We start from the raw sequence: 18,448 nt of genomic DNA, 5'->3' as shown, positions 1-18,448 counted from the left end.
TCCACGGGAACCGCGAATCGACGCCGATGTCGGCTCAGAGCCGGCGTTTGCGGTTGAGCGTCGGTATGGTGGTTTGCGGGACTTCAACCTGCCTGGCTTGCGCCGAAGTCTGGGCCGCCAGCGCCGCCAGGGTCGGCTGACTGAACAGCGTGCGGGCATCGACGTGCAGCCCGGCCTGACGCATGCGCGCCACCAGACTGACCGCCAGCAACGAATGCCCGCCGAGTTCGAAGAAGTGATCGTTGCGTCCGACCTGCTCCAGTTGCAGTACCTCGGCCCAGATCTGCGCCAGCCGGATTTCGACTTCGCCCTCGGGCGCCTCGTAGCGACGACTGAGCACCGCCTCTGCCCCCGGTGCCGGCAAGGCCTTGCGGTCGACCTTGTCGTTGGGGGTCAGGGGCAACGCATCGAGCTTCACGTAGGCGCCTGGCGCCATGTACTCCGGCAAGCGCTCCAGCACGTGGGCGCGCAAGCTTTCGATGGGTGGCGCGTCGAAGCCTTCACGCACGGTGAAATACGCCACCAGTCGTTCGTCGCGCACCAACACCACGGCTTCACGCACCGCCGGATGCTCGATCAGCCGCGCCTCGATTTCCCCCGGTTCCAGACGCAGGCCGCGCAACTTGATCTGGAAGTCGTTGCGCCCGAGGAATTCGAGGTTGCCGTCCGCCCGGTAGCGCACCAGATCGCCGGTGCGATACAGGCGATCACCGGCCACGAACGGGCTGTCGATGAAGCGCTCGGCCTGCATGTCCGGCAGTCCCAGGTAACCCCGCGCGACTCCGACCCCGCCGATGTGCAAGTGACCGCTGACACCGAATGGCACCGGTTGGTCGTGGGCATCCAGCACGTAGAGCCGGGTGTTGCTCAACGCCTTGCCGATTGGCACCACCGCTTCCGGCACCGGTTGATCCGGTTCCAGCGTCCAGCCGGTGCTGTCGACCGTGGTTTCGGTCGGGCCGTAAACGTTATGCAGACGCACCCATGGCAGGCGCTCGCGGACGCGCCGCGCCAGTGCGGCAGTCAGTTCACCGCCACCGTTGAGCACGTCGGTCAGGCTGGTGCACTGGCTGACATCGTCCTGCTCGATGAACTGTTGCAGCAGCGCCGGCACGAACTTGACCACGGTAATCTGCCGTTCGCGAATCACCTGGGTCACATAGGCCGAATCGCGGTTGCCGTCGGGACGCGCCAGCACCAGCCGCAGGCCGGAACACAGCGGCCAGAAAATCTCCCACACCGAACTGTCGAAGCTGAACGGCGCCTTCTGCAACAGCGCGCCGTGCCCGGTCGGTGGGCTGATCTGCGAACCCCAGTGCACCATGTTGCAGGCGCTGCGGTGCTCGATCATCACGCCCTTCGGCGTGCCGGTGGAACCCGAGGTGTAGATCATGTAGGCCAGGTTCGCAGCGCTCAAACCCGGTATTTGCTGATTGTCGGCGGACGCGTCCTGCCAGGTGCAACGGTCGAAATCGATGACCGGCACACCGGGATCAGCCAGCAGATTGCGGGTGGCCTCGTGTACCAGCACCGCCACCGGGGTGCTGTCCTGCAACATGTAATGCAGGCGTTCCAGCGGATAGTCGGGATCCAGCGGCACATACGCGCCGCCCGCCTTGAGAATGCCCAGCAGGCCGACTATCAGATCCAGGCTGCGCTCGACACAGATCGCCACCCGGGAATCCGGTTGCACACCTTGCTCGCGTAGATGATGCGCCAAGCGGTTGGCCTGCTCATTCAACTGGCGATACGTCAGCTGTTGTTCACCGGCCTGCAAGGCGATGGCGTCGGGACGACGTTGCGCCTGCTGTTCGAACAAGGTTTGCAGCGGCTGATCCATCGGGCAATCGACTTCGCTGGCATTGAACTCGACCAGCAGTTGTTCAAGCTCCGCCGCCGGCAGGATCGGCAAGCGATTCAGCGGCTGTTGCGGTGTCTGCTCCAGCGCATCGACCAGCGCCTGCAACGCGGTTTGCACGTAGTCGCCGATGCGCCGGGCGCCGATGCTGATCAGGGTTCGCGTGGTGATCTGCAAGGCGCTGCCCAGGTCATCGACGCTCAAGGTCAGCGGATAGTTGGTGCGTTCTTCGTTGTCCAGGGTCTGGATGCCTTGCCAAGCCGGATCCGCCGCCGATTCCTGCACCTCAAGGTCGGTATGCCGATAGTTGAGCAACGCACTGAACAGCGGTGCCGGTGACGCGACGCCGCTGCAACGCTGGGCCAGCGCCAGTGACGCATGTTCGTGCCCGAGCAAGTCGGTCAGTCGGGCGTGGGTCAGCAGCACGGCATCACGCGCGCCTCGGTCCATGTCCACTCGCAAAGGCAACGTGTTGATGAACACCCCGAGCGCCCGGTCCGCGCCCTCGCCGCCCTGCATGCGGCCCATGAAAACGCTGCCGAACACCACACGTTCCTGTCCCGAGGTCGCCGCCAGCACCTGCGCCCAGGCCAGATGAATCAGGCTGGCCACGCTGACGCCTGCCTGCCGCGCTTGCTGGCGCAAGCGGCGGTCCAGTTCAGGCGCAAGGGTTCGCACGGTTTCGTCGATACCGCGCCCGTCGCCCTGTACGTCCTGCAAACCGAACGGCAAGGTCGGCTCGTCGATGTCGGCGAGCATTTCGCGGAAAAACGCTTCATGTTCCTGCTCGCTGACACCGAGCCGGGTCTGGGCCACGTAATTGCGATACGGCACCGCTGGCGGCAACGGCTCGCCCTGCCCCAGCAGGTTGGCGCGCATTTCATGGCGCAAGACTTCCAGGGCGATGTGATCCAGCGCCAGGTGATGGAACAACAGAATCGCCACGATCCGCCCATGGGCCGGATCGCGGGCATACATCAGCCGTATCAGCGGCGCCTGACTGACGTCGATGCGATAACGCCGGGCATCGAAGCGCTCATGCAACTGCGCGAGGACATCGCCCTCGGCCGGGTCGAGCATGATTTCCTGCACCGGCAATTCAGCCTGGCGCCAGACCACCTGCACCGGCGTGGTCAAGCCTTCCCAGACCACGGCGGTGCGCAGGATGTCGTGCCGCGCCATGACCTGACGCAGCGCGGCCGCATAGGCCTCGACCCGCTCGACGCTGTCGAACGCCAGCTGCGATTGCAGCAGGTACGGATCACCCTGCGCGGCGGTGATGTGGTGATAAAGGATGCCTTCCTGCAACGGCGCCAGCGGATAAATGTCCTGCACGTTGGCCGCGCCGCCCGGCACGGTGGCGATGATCCGGTCGAGGGTGGTTTGATCCAGCTCGACCAACGGCAACAGGTCCGGGGTGATCTGCGTGCAACCCTGCGGAATGCGGTTGGCCGGCACTTCGACTTCACGACCACTGCCTACCGACGCTGCCAGCGCCGCCAGGGTCGGCTGGCCGAACAGCACGCGCACGTCGCTGCTCATGCCGAGCTGGCGCATGCGCTCGATCAGATTGACCGCCAGCAACGAATGCCCGCCCAGCTCGAAGAAGTGATCGTGACGCCCGACCTTTTCGACTTGCAGCACCTCGGCCCAGATCTGCGCCAGGAGGATTTCGACGTCGCCTTGCGGCGCTTCGTACTCGCGGCGGATCAACGCCTCCGGCCCCGGTACCGGCAACGCCTGACGATCCAGTTTGCCGTTGGCGGTCAGGGGCAACGCCGTCAAGCGCACGTAGGCCGATGGCAGCATCGCGCTCGGCAGACGGGTTTGCAGATGGGCATGCAGCTGCGTGATGTCCAGCGACTGGTGTTCGGTGAACCAGGCCAGCAACTGCCCGTCGCGCACCTGCACCACCGCATCGCGCACCGATTCATGACTGCTCAACGCGGCTTCGATTTCGCCGGGTTCGATGCGTACACCACGGATTTTCACCTGATCGTCGTTGCGGCCCAGATATTCGATGGTGCCGTCCGGGCGCCAGCGTGCGAGGTCACCAGTGCGGTACATCCGCGCGTTGGGCTGGTGGCTGAACGGATCGTCAAGAAAGCGTTCGGCGGTCAGTTCCGGGCGGTTGAAGTAACCCCGCGCCACCCCGGCACCACCGACGTACACCTCACCGGCCACGCCAATCGGCACCGGTCGCTGTCGGTCATCCAGCAGATAGGTCGTGGCGTTGCTCACGGGTTTACCGATGTGCAGCGTCCGGCCCGGCTCGAGTCGGCCCGAGGTGGCAACCACGGTGGCCTCGGTCGGGCCGTAGTTGTTGATCACCTCGAACGTTTGCTCGCGATTGAACTGGCGCAGGCGATCACCGCCGATCAGCAGGGTGCGCAACGTCGGATGTTCGAGGTGGCGACTGAAGGCGTACTCGGCAATCGGCGTTGGCAGGAAACTCACGTCCAGCGGTTGCGCGCGCCACCAGTCGAGCAGCGCGTCGATGTCTTCGCCACCGTCACGGGACGGCGCCAGGTGCAGGGTCGCGCCGACACATAGCGCAGGCCAGACTTCCCAGGCCATGGCGTCGAAGCCGAAGCCGGCCAGGCTTGAGGTGTGGCAACCCGCGCCCAGGTCGAAAGCCGTGCAATGCCAGTCCACCAGATTCGACAGGGTCCGATGTTCGACCATCACGCCTTTGGGCTGGCCGGTGGAACCAGAGGTGTAGATCACGTAGGCCAGGTGCGCGTTGGTCAGGCCCGAGACCTCGGGGTTGAGATCATTGACCGGCCAAGAGCGCGGGTCGATGTCGATCACCGGCACATTCAGCACCGGCAGACGTTCACGCAGATTGCGCTGGGTCAGGACCACGACCGGCGCGCTGTCGCTCAATAAATAGCTCAAACGTTCCGCAGGATGGGCCGGATCGACCGGCACATAACCGGCGCCGGACTTGAGGATTGCCAGCAACGCGACCAAGGTGTCCAGCCCTCGGCGGGCGACCAGCGCCACGCGGTCATCGGGTTGCACACCGAGCCCGATCAAATGATGGGCCAAGGCGTTGGCCTTTCGGTTCAGTTCGGCATAGGTCAGTCGTTGTCCCTGGGATTCTGCTGCCACCGCATCCGGCCGCATCGCCGCTTGCGCTTCGATTCGCTGATGGAGGGTCAGCCCGTCGGGGTAATCGGCGCGGGTGTCATTCCACTCTTGCAGCAAGGTCGACTCGGCTGACAGGTTCAGACTGAAATCGCCAACCGCCAGCGAAGTATTTTCAAGCCCCTGCTCCAGCACCCACAGCAATCGGCCGCACAGCGCCGCGATTTCATCCGCGTCAAAGTAGGCCTCGTTGTACACCATGTACAAACTGTCCTCTTCGTCGCCTCGGCTGCTCAACAGGTGCACGGACAGCGGCGTGCCCTCTTCATGGTTGGACACTTTGACCACCCGCCCCCGGGCCTCTCCGTACCGGTATTCATGGGCGTCCCGCTCGTAGGAGACGGTCACTTCGAACAGCTGTGAACGATCCTCGCGCAGCAGGCCCAGCGCCCGGTTCATCTCACTCAGAGGAAAACGCTGATGGCGGAAATCCTGTTTCAGCTCATCGCGAACGGCCTTGACCAGCGCGCCGAACGCCAGCTCGCGCCCGAACCCCATGCGCACGGCGCTGACCTGGGTGAACAGCCCCAGGGTCGACTTGAAACGGGCCCCGGACCGATTGAGCAACGGCAAGCCCACCACCCATTCATCACGCTGGCCGATGCGGCTGTAGTACACATGCATCGCCGCCAGCAGAAAGTGCAACGCCGAAGCCCCGTACTCTGCGGCCACCTGCTTCATACGGTCGTGAAAGCGGGCCGGAAAGACCTGCGAGTAAATCCGCGTCGGTGCCGTCGCGCCGGCAAAGCGTTCCTGATAGCGCGGCAATAACAGCGGTTCGGGAAGATGCCGGTATTTTTCCAGCCAGTACGCTCGGTCACGCGCATAGCGGGCGGACTCGTAATACCGTGCGTCGTCATGGATGAAGTCGACATAGGACGGCGCCGAATCCGGCGGCTGTTGCCCGAGCGCCAGGGCGTTGTAGATCTCGTCGAGGGACTTGAGCATTTCGCCAAAGCCCCAGCCATCGACAATCAGGTGGTGGGCCTGGAGCGAAAACCAGTGGCAGCGGTCATCGAGACGGATCAGGCAGAAACGGAACAGCGGCCCGCCGTCCAGCGTGAACGGCTGTTCGATGCGCTCCTGGGTCAACCGGCGCGCCGCAGCCTCGGGCTCGGGATGGGCACTGAAGTCATGGAACGGCATCGGCACCGGCATCGATGGCGCAAAACGCTGCAACGGCAGACCGTGCTCACCGGCACCCAGCAGCAGGCTGGTGCGCAGGGCGTCATGCCGGGCCACGAGGCCTTCAAGGGACGCATGCATCAACGCAGGGTCAAGGGCGCCGGTCATCTCGACATAACCACCGATGTTGTACACCGGCGAATCCCCCTGACGCAGTTGATCGAGCCAGATGTCACGCTGGGCAGCGGTCAGCGGGAAGGCTTCGGAAATCGCGGACAGACCGTCCGCCGCATCGGCAGCAAATTGGTTCATAAGATCCGTCTCATGTGATTTGGCGCGTATTCAAGCATCGGCCCCGAAACCCGCATGACACGTGAAACCCGGACAACTCCCCCCTCTTTGCCCCGCCCTGAGGGTCGTCAGCCCCGGACAAGTCAGTTATTCCCTCAAAAGTTCGGAAAGAAATGGCTGAAAATCCTGTAGGACAATCGCCACACACTGCTACCGACCAGCGCCTCGCAAATGTGGGACGCGGCGTTACGAGCCCCGGTTTTCGGGGTTCCCACTAGACCGTACAGTCACGGACCACGAGTCCTTACACATTGATCTGACAGAAACGTGACGCCATTTTTTCGGAAATGGTGGCACTTTGTGTCCCCGTTTTCCCCTACAGACGTAGGACAAATGCATAGGCTTAAATCCTGCTCCAGATCGATTTCAAGGAGAAACGCTGGGTTGGCGGCTTCACAGGTGTATGCACGGCAGATGATTCGGCAATGGCTTTAAATCAGGGATGACAAGGATATGAATCTGACCGGCAGTCTTCGCAACATGGAAAACCCGCACTTCTACTGGCAACTGGGCGAGCTGATCGCCAGTACGGGGAACGAACGATTCGCCTCCAACATGTTTCAGTTGGTCGACACCCTGGTGCCGGTCAACCGGGTGGATCTCAGCGAATGGACACTCGACGAGCGCGAGGCCAGCGTGGTCGAGATCAAGGCCCTGGGCAGCGCCGGTTTGCCAGATACCTTCCCGCCCCCGGACCCGCTGCAATGTCAGGACGATCATCCACTGTTGCAGAAGATGATCGAGATGAATGACTCGCTGCTGATTCAACTCAAGGCCTCGCTGCAGCAACGACACCCGCACCACAGCGTCCACCAGTGCAATCTGGTGTCACGCACCTCCAACCGCCGCTGCGTCATCTCGTTCTGTCGCCCTCACACGCACCGGGTGTTTTCCCTGCCGGAGCTGTCGTTTCTCAAAAGCCTGTCCGACACCCTGCTGCCATTGATCGAGCGTCACGCGCAGATCCGTCGGCAAATCATCGCCCGGCAACCGCGCCCACTTCAGGCCGATCAAGAGCAGACACCGTTGCAACAGGTGTTCGACGAGCGCCTGGCACTGGGCGACATCACCCTGTCAGTTCGTGAGAAGGAAGTCTGCCTGGGCCTGCTGACCGGCGGCACCGTGCCGCAGATGGCCGAAAGGTTGCGGGTCAAGAACAGCTCGATCGAGACCTACCTCAAGCGCGCGGCGGCCAAACTCGGGGTCAGTGGGCGTCACGGTCTGGCGAAATGGATGGCCGGGGCCTGATCCGGCGTTTTCTCATCACGGGCCTTCGCGCCCACTCCTATTTGTGAACGAGGCTGTTTGATGTCCAGGTTGCCGATCTCCCTGCTGTCCATGGCGTTGCTGATGGGCGGCTGCTCGCTGATTCCCGATTACCAGCGTCCGGCGTCACCCAGCGCGGCGCAGTATCCAAAAGGCCCCGCCTACCCTGTGCCAACCCGGACCACGACCGCTGTCGAGGACTGGCGCGGGCTGTTCAATGACCCGGCGTTGCAACAGCTGATTGAAAGCGCACTGGTCAATAACCGCGACTTGCGGGTTGCCGCGCTGAACGTTGAAGCCTTCCAGGCCCAGTACCGCATTCAGCGTGCCGACCTGCTGCCGGCGGTTTCAGCCAATGCCAATGAGCTGCGCCAACGGGTGCCGGCGAGCGTGACCAAAACCAAAGCGGCAATCACCTCGACCTACTCGGCGAACCTCGGCATCAGCGCCTACGAACTGGATTTTTTCGGCCGGGTCCGCAGCCTCAGCGAACAGGCCTTGATGAGCTGGCTGGCCACCGAAGAAGCCCGGCGCAGCGCGCAATTGAGCCTGGTGGCCAACGTCGCCAACGCCTACCTGACCTGGCGCGCCGACCAGGAGTTGCTGGCCCTGGCCCAGGAAACCCTGGCCGCCGACGAGAAAAGCCTGCACCTGACCACCCGCAATCGCGAGGCCGGCAAGTCCTCGGCGCTGGACCAGATCCAGGCGCAGACCAGCGTCGACAGCACTCGTGCCAGTCTTGCCCGCTATCAGCGACAGGTGGCCCAGGACTTGAACAGCCTGACGCTGCTGGTCGGTGCACCGGTTCCGGAGACTCTGCCGGCACGTCCACTGGCCAGTGATCTGGTTGCGCAAGTACCAGCCGGATTGCCGTCGGATCTGCTGCAACGCAGGCCGGACATTCTCCAGGCCGAATACAAGCTGAAAGCTGCCAACGCCAATATCGGCGCGGCCCGGGCGGCGTTTTTCCCCAGTGTCAGCCTGACCGCCAATGCCGGCACGTCGAGTCGGGAGCTGTCGGGATTGTTCAAGGGCGGCTCCGGCGCCTGGACCTTCCAGCCGCAGATCAACCTGCCGATCTTCAACGCCGGCAGCCTGCGCGCCAGCCTCGATTACGCGAAGCTGCAGAAGGACATCACCGTCGCCGAATACGAAAAGACCATTCAGACCGCCTTTCAGGAAGTGTCCGACGGTCTTGCCGCGCGGGAAACCTATCAGCAACAACTCCAGGCCCAGCGCGATCTGGTGCAGGCGACTCAGGACTACTACAACATGGCACAGCACCGCTACCGGACCGGTGTCGACAGCAGCCTGACGTTTCTCGATGCCCAGCGTTCGCTGTTCAGTTCGCAGCAAGGTCTGATCTCCGACCGGTTGGCACAACTGGTGGCGCAAGTGAACCTGTACACCGCACTGGGCGGTAGCTGGAGCCCGGTCGAACCGTCGCCGCAATAACCGCAGGTCATGTTTTCTTACACCTTTTGTCGCCAGATCTGACATCCGTCGGTGATCAAAAACCGACCTGCCGGTTCATTTTGGTATCATGCGCCGCTTTTACGGTTAACCCCCCGCCTGTCTCGCTGACCGGCGGGCTGCAAAAGGCGGTATTAGATGACGGCTTTGTTGACTCGCCGCAAGGTGCTTGCGGGAATGGGCGTGCTCGGTCTGGGCCTGCTCGCCGGCTGCGACACCCGTGGCCAACTGTCGTACAAGTACGGCAAGGATCTGAGCGACAAGATCCTCGGACGCACCTTCAAGCTCAAGGACACCGAAGGCAACACCGTGACGCTGTCGAGCTTTCGCGGCCTGATGCCGATGATTTTCTTCGGTTTCACCCAATGCCCGGCCGTCTGCCCGACGACCCTGGCCCGCGCGGCGAAAATCAAGAAGCTGATGGGCAAGGATGGCGACATCCTGCAGGTGGTGTTCATCACCCTCGACCCGGAACGCGACACACCCGAAATCCTCGACGCCTACGTCAAGACCTTCGACCCGAGCTTCGTCGCCCTCTACGGCACCCTCGAGGAAACCAAGGCCACCGCCAAGGAATTCGACGTCTTCTACGAAAAAGTCCCTGCCGGCGACACCTACACCCTGTCGCACACGTCCACCAGTTATGTCTACGACACCCGCGGCAACCTGCGCGTGGGTCTGTCCCAATCGCTTTCTGCACAAGAGTGCACGGAAGATTTGCAAACCGTCATGGAGGTCTGCTGATGAACCCTTTCCTGAACAACATCAAACGTGCCGCACTGGGCCTGTCCCTGCTGGGCCTGGCCTTCCAGGTTTCGGCGCAGACCAGGGTCGATGACGCCTGGGTCCGTGCAACCGTGCCAAACCAGTCGGCCAGCGGCGCGTTCATGACCGTCACCGCCGACAGCGACAGCAAGCTGCTGAGCGTTGCCTCGCCGGTGGCCAAGGACGTACAGATTCATGAAATGACCATGAAGAACGACGTGATGAGCATGGGCCCGGTCAACTCGGTCGACCTGCCGGCCGGCAAGGCTGTGAAGTTCGATCCGAACGGCTACCACGTAATGCTGATGGGCCTGAACGGTCAACTGAAGGAAGGCGAAACCGTGCCGCTGACCCTGACTGTGGAAAACGCCAAGGGCGAAAAACAAGCCATTGAAGTGCAGGCGCCAGTACGCTCGCTGACCAACATGGAAGGCCACGATCACAGCAAGATGCATTGATCTGACTTTGCGGTAACAAAAAACGGGACAGACTGATCGACAATCAGACTGTCCCGTTTTTTTGTTTTTAGCGTGTGTCGCTTCGCTTATCTCAAATCAGCATTGCCAGTGGATACGCGCAGCGACAGGTCAGTTGTCTTCATGAGGCTGCGTTTCTTCAAGATTACGGGCCAATGCGTAGTGAACGACCGACCGGGAAACGTTCTGCCGATCAAGCTTCTGGACATGTTCCAGCAAACCCGCGATCAAACGCTGCTTGCGCAGTTTTTTCTCTATTCGCACAAAAATGTAGAAAGCAATACCGATCAACAGGCCCCAGCCCGCGAAAAACCAGGTTCCAACAGACCCCAGCAGCAGTGCAATCCAGAAAGGTGTGCTGCTCGGTTTTGCCTCGACAAGTTCCGTGTAGATGTATTCGCCATCATCCAGCAAACCCGCGTCACCGTTGCGGCAATTACGCAGAAGCGCATAAATAATGTCGTCGGTCGTTTCGGTCGAGGCAGAAATAATCTGGACCTCATCACCTGGACGAACCTGGAAATTCAAGCGTGAAATGTCAATCGCACTCTCATCGCCCTCCTCGTCCCGGACCCAGATCACATCCTCTTCCCGGTGACGTGGTTCGCTGAGTTGATCGGCGCGAACAACCTTCCCTACCGTCTCCCAGAACTCGATCACGATGTTATCGAAGACATAATCCTTCATGGCAATTCCTTGAGATCCCTGCAGAACGATACGTAAAGGGAAAATACATTGGGCCCCGAATGCTACTGAGTGGCCACTACCCTGTCCAGAAACCCGGCGAGAGCGGCCCTGCGACTGCAAGCCTTAAACAGCCTGAAACAATAAATCTGCCGTCGATGGCTCCCCGTTCATTTGCCGCAATCGGGCTGACACGAACGCCGGTCACGACTTCAGGCCCTGTGCCGCGCTTTGGCAAGCAGATCAGCCTCGTGTTTAAAAAGGCGATCAGACAGCCCACCCTTGGTATCATCGCGCACACTTTTATGACGGTTTGATGGCTGGAAGGTCTTTTTTTGTGAGCGCTCTTTTTCAACGGCTTCGGCACCCCGACGCCCGTCTTCTTTCTCTGGTTTTTCTGGTACTGATCGTACCGGTGTGCCTGCGTGCGGCACTCGGCTGGTCGAGCCTGTTCGGCTATCTGTCGGACCTGGCCATCGGCAGTCTGCTGGTGGTTCTGTTGCATCGACGACCGTGGTGGCTGGGCCTGCCGGTGCTGGTTTTCTGGGGTTTGCTGGCGGTGGCGACGGCAGAACTGGTCAGCGCGGTCGGGCGCCTGCCCAATCCCCAGGATTTGCATTACCTGATCGACCCGCAATTCGTCGAGAACTCCACCGGCGGCGGCTTCGCCCATCCGGGAGTGGCCGGTGCATTGCTGCTGGCGCTGTTGCTGTGGCTCGCGACGCAGTGGGCAAACCGCGGAACGCTGGCGCCGGCGTTGCCCCGCGCCGTGTGGTCGGCACCGGTGTTGCTGTTTGCCGCCCATTGGGGCGCACAGAATCTTTCGCCGAGCGACGCCGACCCATGGCGCCTGTACAACCTGCCTCACCAATTGCTCGCCACCCAGGTCGCCGACGCACAGATGCAGGCCGAAGAATGGCTGGAAGGTGGCAGCGATGCACCTGCTCCATCAATGGCCGGTCTCACCGACCTCGACTTGAATGGCCACTCGTTACTGGCCGCAAAAGGTCAGGCGCGCAACGTGCTGATCGTTGCCGTAGAAGGCATTCCCGGCGCCTACATCCGCGCCAATCGCGAGGCCATCGGCAGTCATTATCAGGAAGACCTGATGCCCAAACTCAGCCGCTGGGCCGAGCGCGGCATGAACACGCCGGACTACGTGCTGCACACGCACCAGACCATTCGCGGCCTGTACGCCATGCTTTGCGGCGATTACGACAAGTTGAACAACGGCACGCCCAAAGGCGTGGAAATGCTGACCCAGAACGAACGCAACCAGGCCTGCCTGCCGGCCCAGTTGCGTCAGCACGGTTTCACCACCCACTACCTGCAAGGCGCCGGCCTGCGCTTCATGGCCAAAGACAAGATCATGCCGCACATCGGCTTCGATGCGACCCATGGCCTGGAGTGGTTCACCAACGCCAACTACCTGGAATTCCCGTGGGGCAAGGACGACAAGGCCTTCTTCGAAGGCGCGCTGGGTTACGTCGGCCAACTGAAGAAACAGAAAAAACCCTGGATGCTGACCCTGCTGACCGTCGGCACCCATCAGCCCTACTCTGCGCCGGAAGACTACCTGCAGCGCTACGACACGCCGAAACAGGCCGCCGTCGGTTATCTGGACGACGCTTTGGACCAGTTCCTCAGCGGCCTCGAGCGTCAGGGCGTGCTGAAAGACACGCTGGTGGTGATCACCTCGGACGAATCCCATGGCATTGATGGCGTGCGGCTCGCCTCGTCCTGGGGCTTCAACCTGACCCTCGCACCGGAACAGGCGCAGTTGCCGCACCTGAACGCCGGGGTCTACGGACATGTCGATTTGAGCGCATCGATCCTCGATTACTTTGACCTGCCGGTGCCCGCCGCACTCAGCGGCCGTTCGCTGTTTCGCGACTACGACACCGGACGAGAAATCATGTCGTTCACCAACGGCAAACTGCGCTACTACGACGGCCACGGCATCCTGACCGAGTGCGATATGCCGCGACGCTGCCGGGCTTACGCCAGTGAAGGTTTCATCGCCGAAAGCGCGACGTTCAAGGGCAATGCCAGCGGCCAGAATGCGCGGCAGATTGCGGCCCGCGCCGATGCGCTGGACCTGTCGCTGCTGCGCACTCCGCTGAACCAGCGCTACCAGTTCGGCAGCGACAACGTCATCCCGCTGCAAGCGCAGATCAAGGATGACTGGGCCGACAACCTGATCGGCGCGCAATACCTGGAAATGCCCAAAGGCTCGCACACACGCGTGCGCCTGACCGTGCGCTCGATGGACCCGCAGCAGGCGGCGTACATCCAGCTCAAGGCCAAGGAGTTCGAGCAGGACGTGCAACTGGGCCTGCCGTCGGAAATGGTCGCCACGGCGGACCAGCCGCTGGAAATGGATTTCAGCTTCGACAACCCGCAGCCGCGCAAGGCCTTCTCGTTCCACTTGCTGGGTTATGGGCTGGGGGCGGTGGAGGTCACGGATTTCAGCGTGATCACCGAGCTGCCGGGGCAACAGGATCTGCGGGAGGAACTCCCGGAAGACGACACCGCTCAGTCGAGCTGATGCCGACGCCAGCGTCCCGCGGTTCGCGGGACGCTGGCGAAAGATTGCGGGGAACGATCAGAAGGTAGTGCGCAATCCCACCTGAATGCTTCGCCCTTCTGCCGGCGCAATGTCGCGCAGGATCGAGCTGGCGTAGCGCACGGTCTGGTTGGTCAGGTTCTCGGCATTGACGAAGGCCAGCCATTTGCTCTGGCCGACGTCAAAGTGATACCCAACATTCGCACCCAGCGTGGTGTAGCCATCGGTGCTGCTTTCATTGTCCGGTACCCGATGCTGGGAACTGGCGTGCTCCACATCGATCCGTGCCTGCCAGCGATCCAGCTCCCACAAAAGCCCGGTGTTCAAGCGCAGAGGCGCGATGCGCGGCAGATCCTGACCGTTGTCGAGGTTCTTGGCGCGGGTGTAGTCGCCCGACAATTCCAGCGCGAACTTGCCGTAGGCGCTCTCGCCGAGCTGCCAGCGATCCTGGGCTTCGATGCCGCTGAAGCGTGCGCGAACACCGGAATAGGCGTATTCGGGAATGCCGCCGGCGTCCTCTTCCCCTTCGTCATTCAGCGTGCGACCGGTGCCGAGCAGGCCGATGTAATTGGAGAAGTGGCTGTAGAACACGCCGACGCTGCCCTTGTGCGTGCCATTGTCGAAACGCAATGCCAGATCGCTGGAGACGGCTTTCTCCTTCGACAGACCCGCATCCCCGACTTCATACGTGCCGGTGGCGACGTGAGCGCCGTTGGCGTACAGCTCGTAGAACGTCGGTGCCCGCTCGGTGTAGCCCAGCGTTGCGGCGACCGACCAGACCGGCGTCAGCGTGTAGACCGCACCGGACGACAGACTGCCGGCGGTGAAACTGCTGGAGCGATCGGCATTGGCGAAGCGCTCGTTGCCTTTGGCGTCCGGGTCGACCGTGGTGTGCTCCAGGCGGCCGCCGAGGGTGAACAGCAGGCGATCCGTGGCTTGCAGCTCTTCCAGAATGAACATTGCGCCGGCATTGGTATCGGTGTGCGGCACGAAGGCTTCTTCGCCCAGCGCCGAGAATTCATTGCGACTGACCTGCGCGCCAATCACCCCGTTGAACGGCCCCAATGGCTGGTGCCGGGCCTCGACCCGCGCTTCGTAGCCCTTGTTCTTGAACGTGGTGCCGACCTCGCCGCCCTCGATTTCGCGGTGCTGGTAATCGGTGTAACCGGCGTCGAACTTGACCGAGCTGAACGGCCCCTGGAGGTTGCGGATTTCCGAGGCGAACGCGTAGTGCTCCTGCTGCATGCGAATCCGCACGTCGTCTTCGGCCGGTGAGCCGTAATTGGAGTCGTAGTTGCTGTAAGACAGACCCGCGTAACCGTCATCCCAAGTGTACGACCCGCCCACCGCGCCACCGTCCTGACGACCGTCGCTGTTGGCCAGGCGATGCTTGCTGGAATCGCCATCATCCCCCGCCCGTTCGCGGCTGCTTTTGGCATAGCCGGGGATTTTCAGGTCATTGAACTCGCGGGCGCTGGCGTCCAGGTGCAAGGCGAACTGACCGTTGCCGGCCTCGAGTTTGCCCGCGCTGCTGCGGGTGGTGTCGGCACCGCCATAACGCAGCTCGCCGGCACCGTGGATGCCGTCGATGGCTTCGGTCGGGATGCGGTTGTCGAAGGTATTCACGACCCCGCCGATAGCGCTGCCGCCATAGAGCAACGCGGCCGGGCCACGGACGATTTCGATGCGGTCAACGTTGATCGGATCCAGCGGCACCGCGTGGTCGTAGGACAGCGACGAGGCATCGAGCGCGCCGACGCCGTTACGCAGAATGCGAATGCGATCGCCATCCTGTCCGCGAATGATCGGACGACTGGCGCCCGGCCCAAAGTAGGACGACGACACGCCCGGCTGCTTGTTCAGGGTTTCACCCAGGCTGCCCTTTTGCTGCAGCGTCAGGTCATCACCGCTCAACACCGTCGAGGGCGAAGCCAGGGTCTGGCTGCCCAGTGGATTGGCAGTGATGACTTGGGGTTGCAGCTCGAGAGTTTCGGCAGCGAACGCGGGGGATGCGATCAGCAGCGCAGAGGCCAGCAGGCTTGGCGGGAAGGAGGGAAAACGGGCTGACATTTCTAGTATTCCGTAGGGCAGAAAGGTAAGGATCGATGCCACTGCCACACGGACATGTCAGTGACATCGATCAGATGAAATCATTTTTATGTTATACAATAACATTTCCAATGGCCATCATGATTCTCGCCCGATGTTTACAACAACCGCTCAAGGACGGGTCTTTCAGCACACGGTTTCGCCGCTTGCGCAAGCACGTCCTGCGTTTCTTACGAAAAGTCCTGAACAGACAGCGGTAAAAGACTTTGCCTATCAGCCACCAATAGTCGGCCTATTAGCTGACCTGCCCAGTCGGGTCTAGCCTTACTAATCCGAAGTCGGCACGAGCCGGCCGCAGAAGACCTGATAAGGACCCGAACATGGCAAATGAATCGAAATGCCCGTTCAATCACGCCGCCGGCGGTGGCACGACGAACCGCGATTGGTGGCCGAATCAACTGAACCTGAAAATCCTGAGCCAGCACTCGCCCGCCTCCGATCCTTTGGGCAAGGACTTCGACTACGCCAAGGCTTTCAAAAGCCTGGATTTCCAGGCCCTGAAACGCGATCTGACGGCGCTGATGACTGACTCCCAGGACTGGTGGCCCGCCGACTTCGGCCATTACGGCCCGCTCTTCATCCGCATGGCCTGGCACAGCGCCGGCACTTATCGCACCGCTGACGGCCGTGGTGGCGCCGGCTCCGGCCAGCAACGTTTTGCTCCGCTCAACAGCTGGCCGGACAACGTCAGCCTCGACAAGGCCCGGCGCCTGCTGTGGCCGATCAAACAGAAGTATGGCCGCAATATTTCCTGGGCCGACCTGATCGTCCTCACCGGCAACGTCGCGCTGGAGTCGATGGGCTTCAAGACTTTCGGATTTTCCGGCGGACGTCCCGATGTGTGGGAGCCGGACGAAGATGTGTACTGGGGTTCGGAAAACACCTGGCTGGGCGGTGACACCCGTTACGGCAAACACCCCGAAGCCATGCAGGAACCGGGCGACGGCACCCTGGTCGCCGAACCTGACGAACACGGCCATGAACAGAGCCGCACCAACCAGGGCGAACGCAATCTGGAAAACCCGCTGGCCGCTGTGCAGATGGGCCTGATCTACGTGAACCCGGAAGGTCCCGAGGGCAATCCCGACCCGGTGGCCTCGGCCCGGGACATTCGTGAAACCTTCGGCCGCATGGCCATGAACGACGAAGAAACCGTCGCCCTGATCGCTGGCGGCCACGCCTTCGGCAAGACCCACGGTGCCGGCCCGGCCGATAACGTCGGCCCGGAACCGGAAGCCGCCGGTTTGGAAGAACAAGGCCTGGGCTGGAAAAGCACCTTCGGTACCGGGAAGGGTGGCGACACCATCACCAGCGGTCTGGAAGTGACCTGGACCACCACCCCGACCAAATGGAGCAACAATTACCTGGAAAACCTGTTCGGCTTCGAGTGGGAACTGACCAAGAGCCCGGCCGGTGCCCACCAGTGGAAACCGAAAAACGGCGCCGGGGCCGGCACCATTCCCCATGCCCATGACCCGAACAAACGCATCGACCCGACGATGCTCACCTCTGACCTGGCCCTGCGCTTCGACCCGGCCTACGAGAAGATTTCGCGGCGCTTCCTGGCCAATCCCGATCAACTGGCCGACGCCTTCGCCCGCGCCTGGTACAAACTGATCCACCGCGACATGGGCCCGCTGTCGCGCTATCTCGGCCCGGAAATGCCGCAGGAAGAACTGTTGTGGCAAGACCCGATTCCCGAGGCCAGCCATCCGCTGATCGACGACAGCGATATCAGGGCGTTGAAAGGCAAAGTGCTGGCGTCGGGGCTGTCCGTTTCGGAGCTGGTCTCCACCGCCTGGGCGGCCGCGTCCACCTTCCGTGGTTCGGACAAACGCGGCGGCGCCAACGGCGGGCGTCTGCGTCTGGCACCGCAGAAATTCTGGCAGGCCAATCAGCCGGAGCTACTGGACAAGGTGCTGAAAGTCCTCGAAGGCATTCAGAACGAGTTCAACGCCGGGGCGGCAGGCAAGCAAGTCTCGCTGGCGGACCTGATCGTGCTGGCGGGTAATGCCGGTGTCGAACAAGCGGCGAAAAACGCCGGGCACACGGTGACCGTGCCGTTCAATCCGGGGCGCACCGATGCGACTCAGGAACAAACCGACGTCGAATCGTTCGGCTTCCTTGAACCGCACACCGATGGCTTCCGCAACTACGCCGCCAGCACCTATCGCGTGCCGGCCGAAGCGTTGCTGATCGACAAGGCGCAGCTGCTGACGCTTTCGGCGCCAGAGCTCACTGTGCTGGTTGGCGGTCTGCGTGTACTGGACACCAACGTCGGCAAAACGAAGCACGGGGTGTTCACCGACAAGCCTGGCGCCCTGACCAACGACTTCTTCCGCAACCTGCTGGACATGGGCGTGGAATGGAAACCGACCTCCAAGGCGGCGGACGAGTTCGAAGGTCGCGACCGCAAGACCGGCAATGTGAAATGGACAGGAACGCGCGTCGATCTGGTGTTCGGCTCCAACGCGATACTGCGGGCGCTGGCCGAGGTGTATGCCAGTTCCGACGCGAAGGAGCAGTTCGTCAACGACTTCGTTGCCGCGTGGGCGAAGGTGATGGATCTGGACCGGTTTGATTTGCGCCAATAGTTTTTCATCCACCCACAAAAACGCCGCTCAT

The 18,448-nt window shown here is 62.1% G+C and carries 9 protein-coding genes; 6 read left to right on the top strand and 3 right to left on the bottom strand.

Annotated features, from left to right (window positions below):
- Positions 1–34: 34 nt before the first annotated feature.
- Complete coding sequence (locus tag ACKLNA_RS26820) at positions 35–6,445, bottom strand: amino acid adenylation domain-containing protein (RefSeq protein WP_408987635.1); 6,411 nt, start codon at positions 6,443–6,445, stop codon at positions 35–37.
- 492 nt (positions 6,446–6,937) lie between these two features.
- Between ACKLNA_RS26820 and ACKLNA_RS26815 the strand changes: the two genes are divergently transcribed.
- From ACKLNA_RS26815 to ACKLNA_RS26800, 4 genes are all read left to right on the top strand, one after another.
- On the top strand, positions 6,938–7,732 hold the full coding sequence (locus ACKLNA_RS26815; RefSeq protein ID WP_085708573.1) for a helix-turn-helix transcriptional regulator: 795 nt from the start codon (positions 6,938–6,940) through the stop codon (positions 7,730–7,732).
- Between the two features lie 60 nt (positions 7,733–7,792).
- On the top strand, positions 7,793–9,205 hold the full coding sequence (locus tag ACKLNA_RS26810; RefSeq protein ID WP_408987634.1) for an efflux transporter outer membrane subunit: 1,413 nt from the start codon (positions 7,793–7,795) through the stop codon (positions 9,203–9,205).
- Between the two features lie 156 nt (positions 9,206–9,361).
- Positions 9,362–9,967 (top strand): SCO family protein, encoded by a 606-nt coding sequence (locus ACKLNA_RS26805; RefSeq protein WP_119426602.1) that lies wholly within the window; start codon positions 9,362–9,364, stop codon positions 9,965–9,967.
- The gene (locus tag ACKLNA_RS26800) at positions 9,967–10,446 is read left to right on the top strand and encodes a copper chaperone PCu(A)C (protein WP_085708576.1); all 480 of its coding nucleotides are present in this window, start codon (positions 9,967–9,969) and stop codon (positions 10,444–10,446) included. The genes ACKLNA_RS26805 and ACKLNA_RS26800 overlap by 1 nt, the downstream gene beginning before the upstream one ends.
- Positions 10,447–10,575: 129 nt before the next feature.
- On the opposite strand, the gene ACKLNA_RS26795 is transcribed toward ACKLNA_RS26800, so the two are convergent.
- Positions 10,576–11,151, bottom strand: coding sequence for a hypothetical protein (locus tag ACKLNA_RS26795; RefSeq protein ID WP_408987633.1), 576 nt, complete (start codon positions 11,149–11,151; stop codon positions 10,576–10,578).
- Between the two features lie 334 nt (positions 11,152–11,485).
- Here ACKLNA_RS26795 and ACKLNA_RS26790 point away from each other — a divergent pair, with 334 nt between their 5' ends.
- Complete coding sequence (locus tag ACKLNA_RS26790; protein ID WP_408987632.1) at positions 11,486–13,696, top strand: LTA synthase family protein; 2,211 nt, start codon at positions 11,486–11,488, stop codon at positions 13,694–13,696.
- A 57-nt stretch (positions 13,697–13,753) separates the two neighbouring features.
- Here ACKLNA_RS26790 and ACKLNA_RS26785 read toward each other — a convergent pair whose 3' ends face one another.
- Positions 13,754–15,784 (bottom strand): TonB-dependent receptor, encoded by a 2,031-nt coding sequence (locus ACKLNA_RS26785; protein WP_408987631.1) that lies wholly within the window; start codon positions 15,782–15,784, stop codon positions 13,754–13,756.
- Between the two features lie 359 nt (positions 15,785–16,143).
- Between ACKLNA_RS26785 and katG the strand changes: the two genes are divergently transcribed.
- On the top strand, positions 16,144–18,417 hold the full coding sequence (katG, locus tag ACKLNA_RS26780; protein WP_408987630.1) for a catalase/peroxidase HPI: 2,274 nt from the start codon (positions 16,144–16,146) through the stop codon (positions 18,415–18,417).
- Positions 18,418–18,448: the final 31 nt, after the last annotated feature.

This window comes from Pseudomonas sp. UV AK001, from assembly GCF_046097675.1.
Lineage (GTDB): Bacteria > Pseudomonadota > Gammaproteobacteria > Pseudomonadales > Pseudomonadaceae > Aquipseudomonas > Aquipseudomonas kribbensis.
Note: the sequence above shows the minus strand (reverse complement) of the source record. Positions and strands in the feature narration are given on the sequence as shown.

Coding starts and splice junctions, on each gene's coding strand:
- ACKLNA_RS26820 (WP_408987635.1), bottom strand. CDS start 6,445: ATGAACCAATTTGCTGCCGATGCGGCGGACGGTCTGTCCGCGATTTCC.
- ACKLNA_RS26815 (WP_085708573.1), top strand. CDS start 6,938: ATGAATCTGACCGGCAGTCTTCGCAACATGGAAAACCCGCACTTCTAC.
- ACKLNA_RS26810 (WP_408987634.1), top strand. CDS start 7,793: ATGTCCAGGTTGCCGATCTCCCTGCTGTCCATGGCGTTGCTGATGGGC.
- ACKLNA_RS26805 (WP_119426602.1), top strand. CDS start 9,362: ATGACGGCTTTGTTGACTCGCCGCAAGGTGCTTGCGGGAATGGGCGTG.
- ACKLNA_RS26800 (WP_085708576.1), top strand. CDS start 9,967: ATGAACCCTTTCCTGAACAACATCAAACGTGCCGCACTGGGCCTGTCC.
- ACKLNA_RS26795 (WP_408987633.1), bottom strand. CDS start 11,151: ATGAAGGATTATGTCTTCGATAACATCGTGATCGAGTTCTGGGAGACG.
- ACKLNA_RS26785 (WP_408987631.1), bottom strand. CDS start 15,784: ATGTCAGCCCGTTTTCCCTCCTTCCCGCCAAGCCTGCTGGCCTCTGCG.
- katG (WP_408987630.1), top strand. CDS start 16,144: ATGGCAAATGAATCGAAATGCCCGTTCAATCACGCCGCCGGCGGTGGC.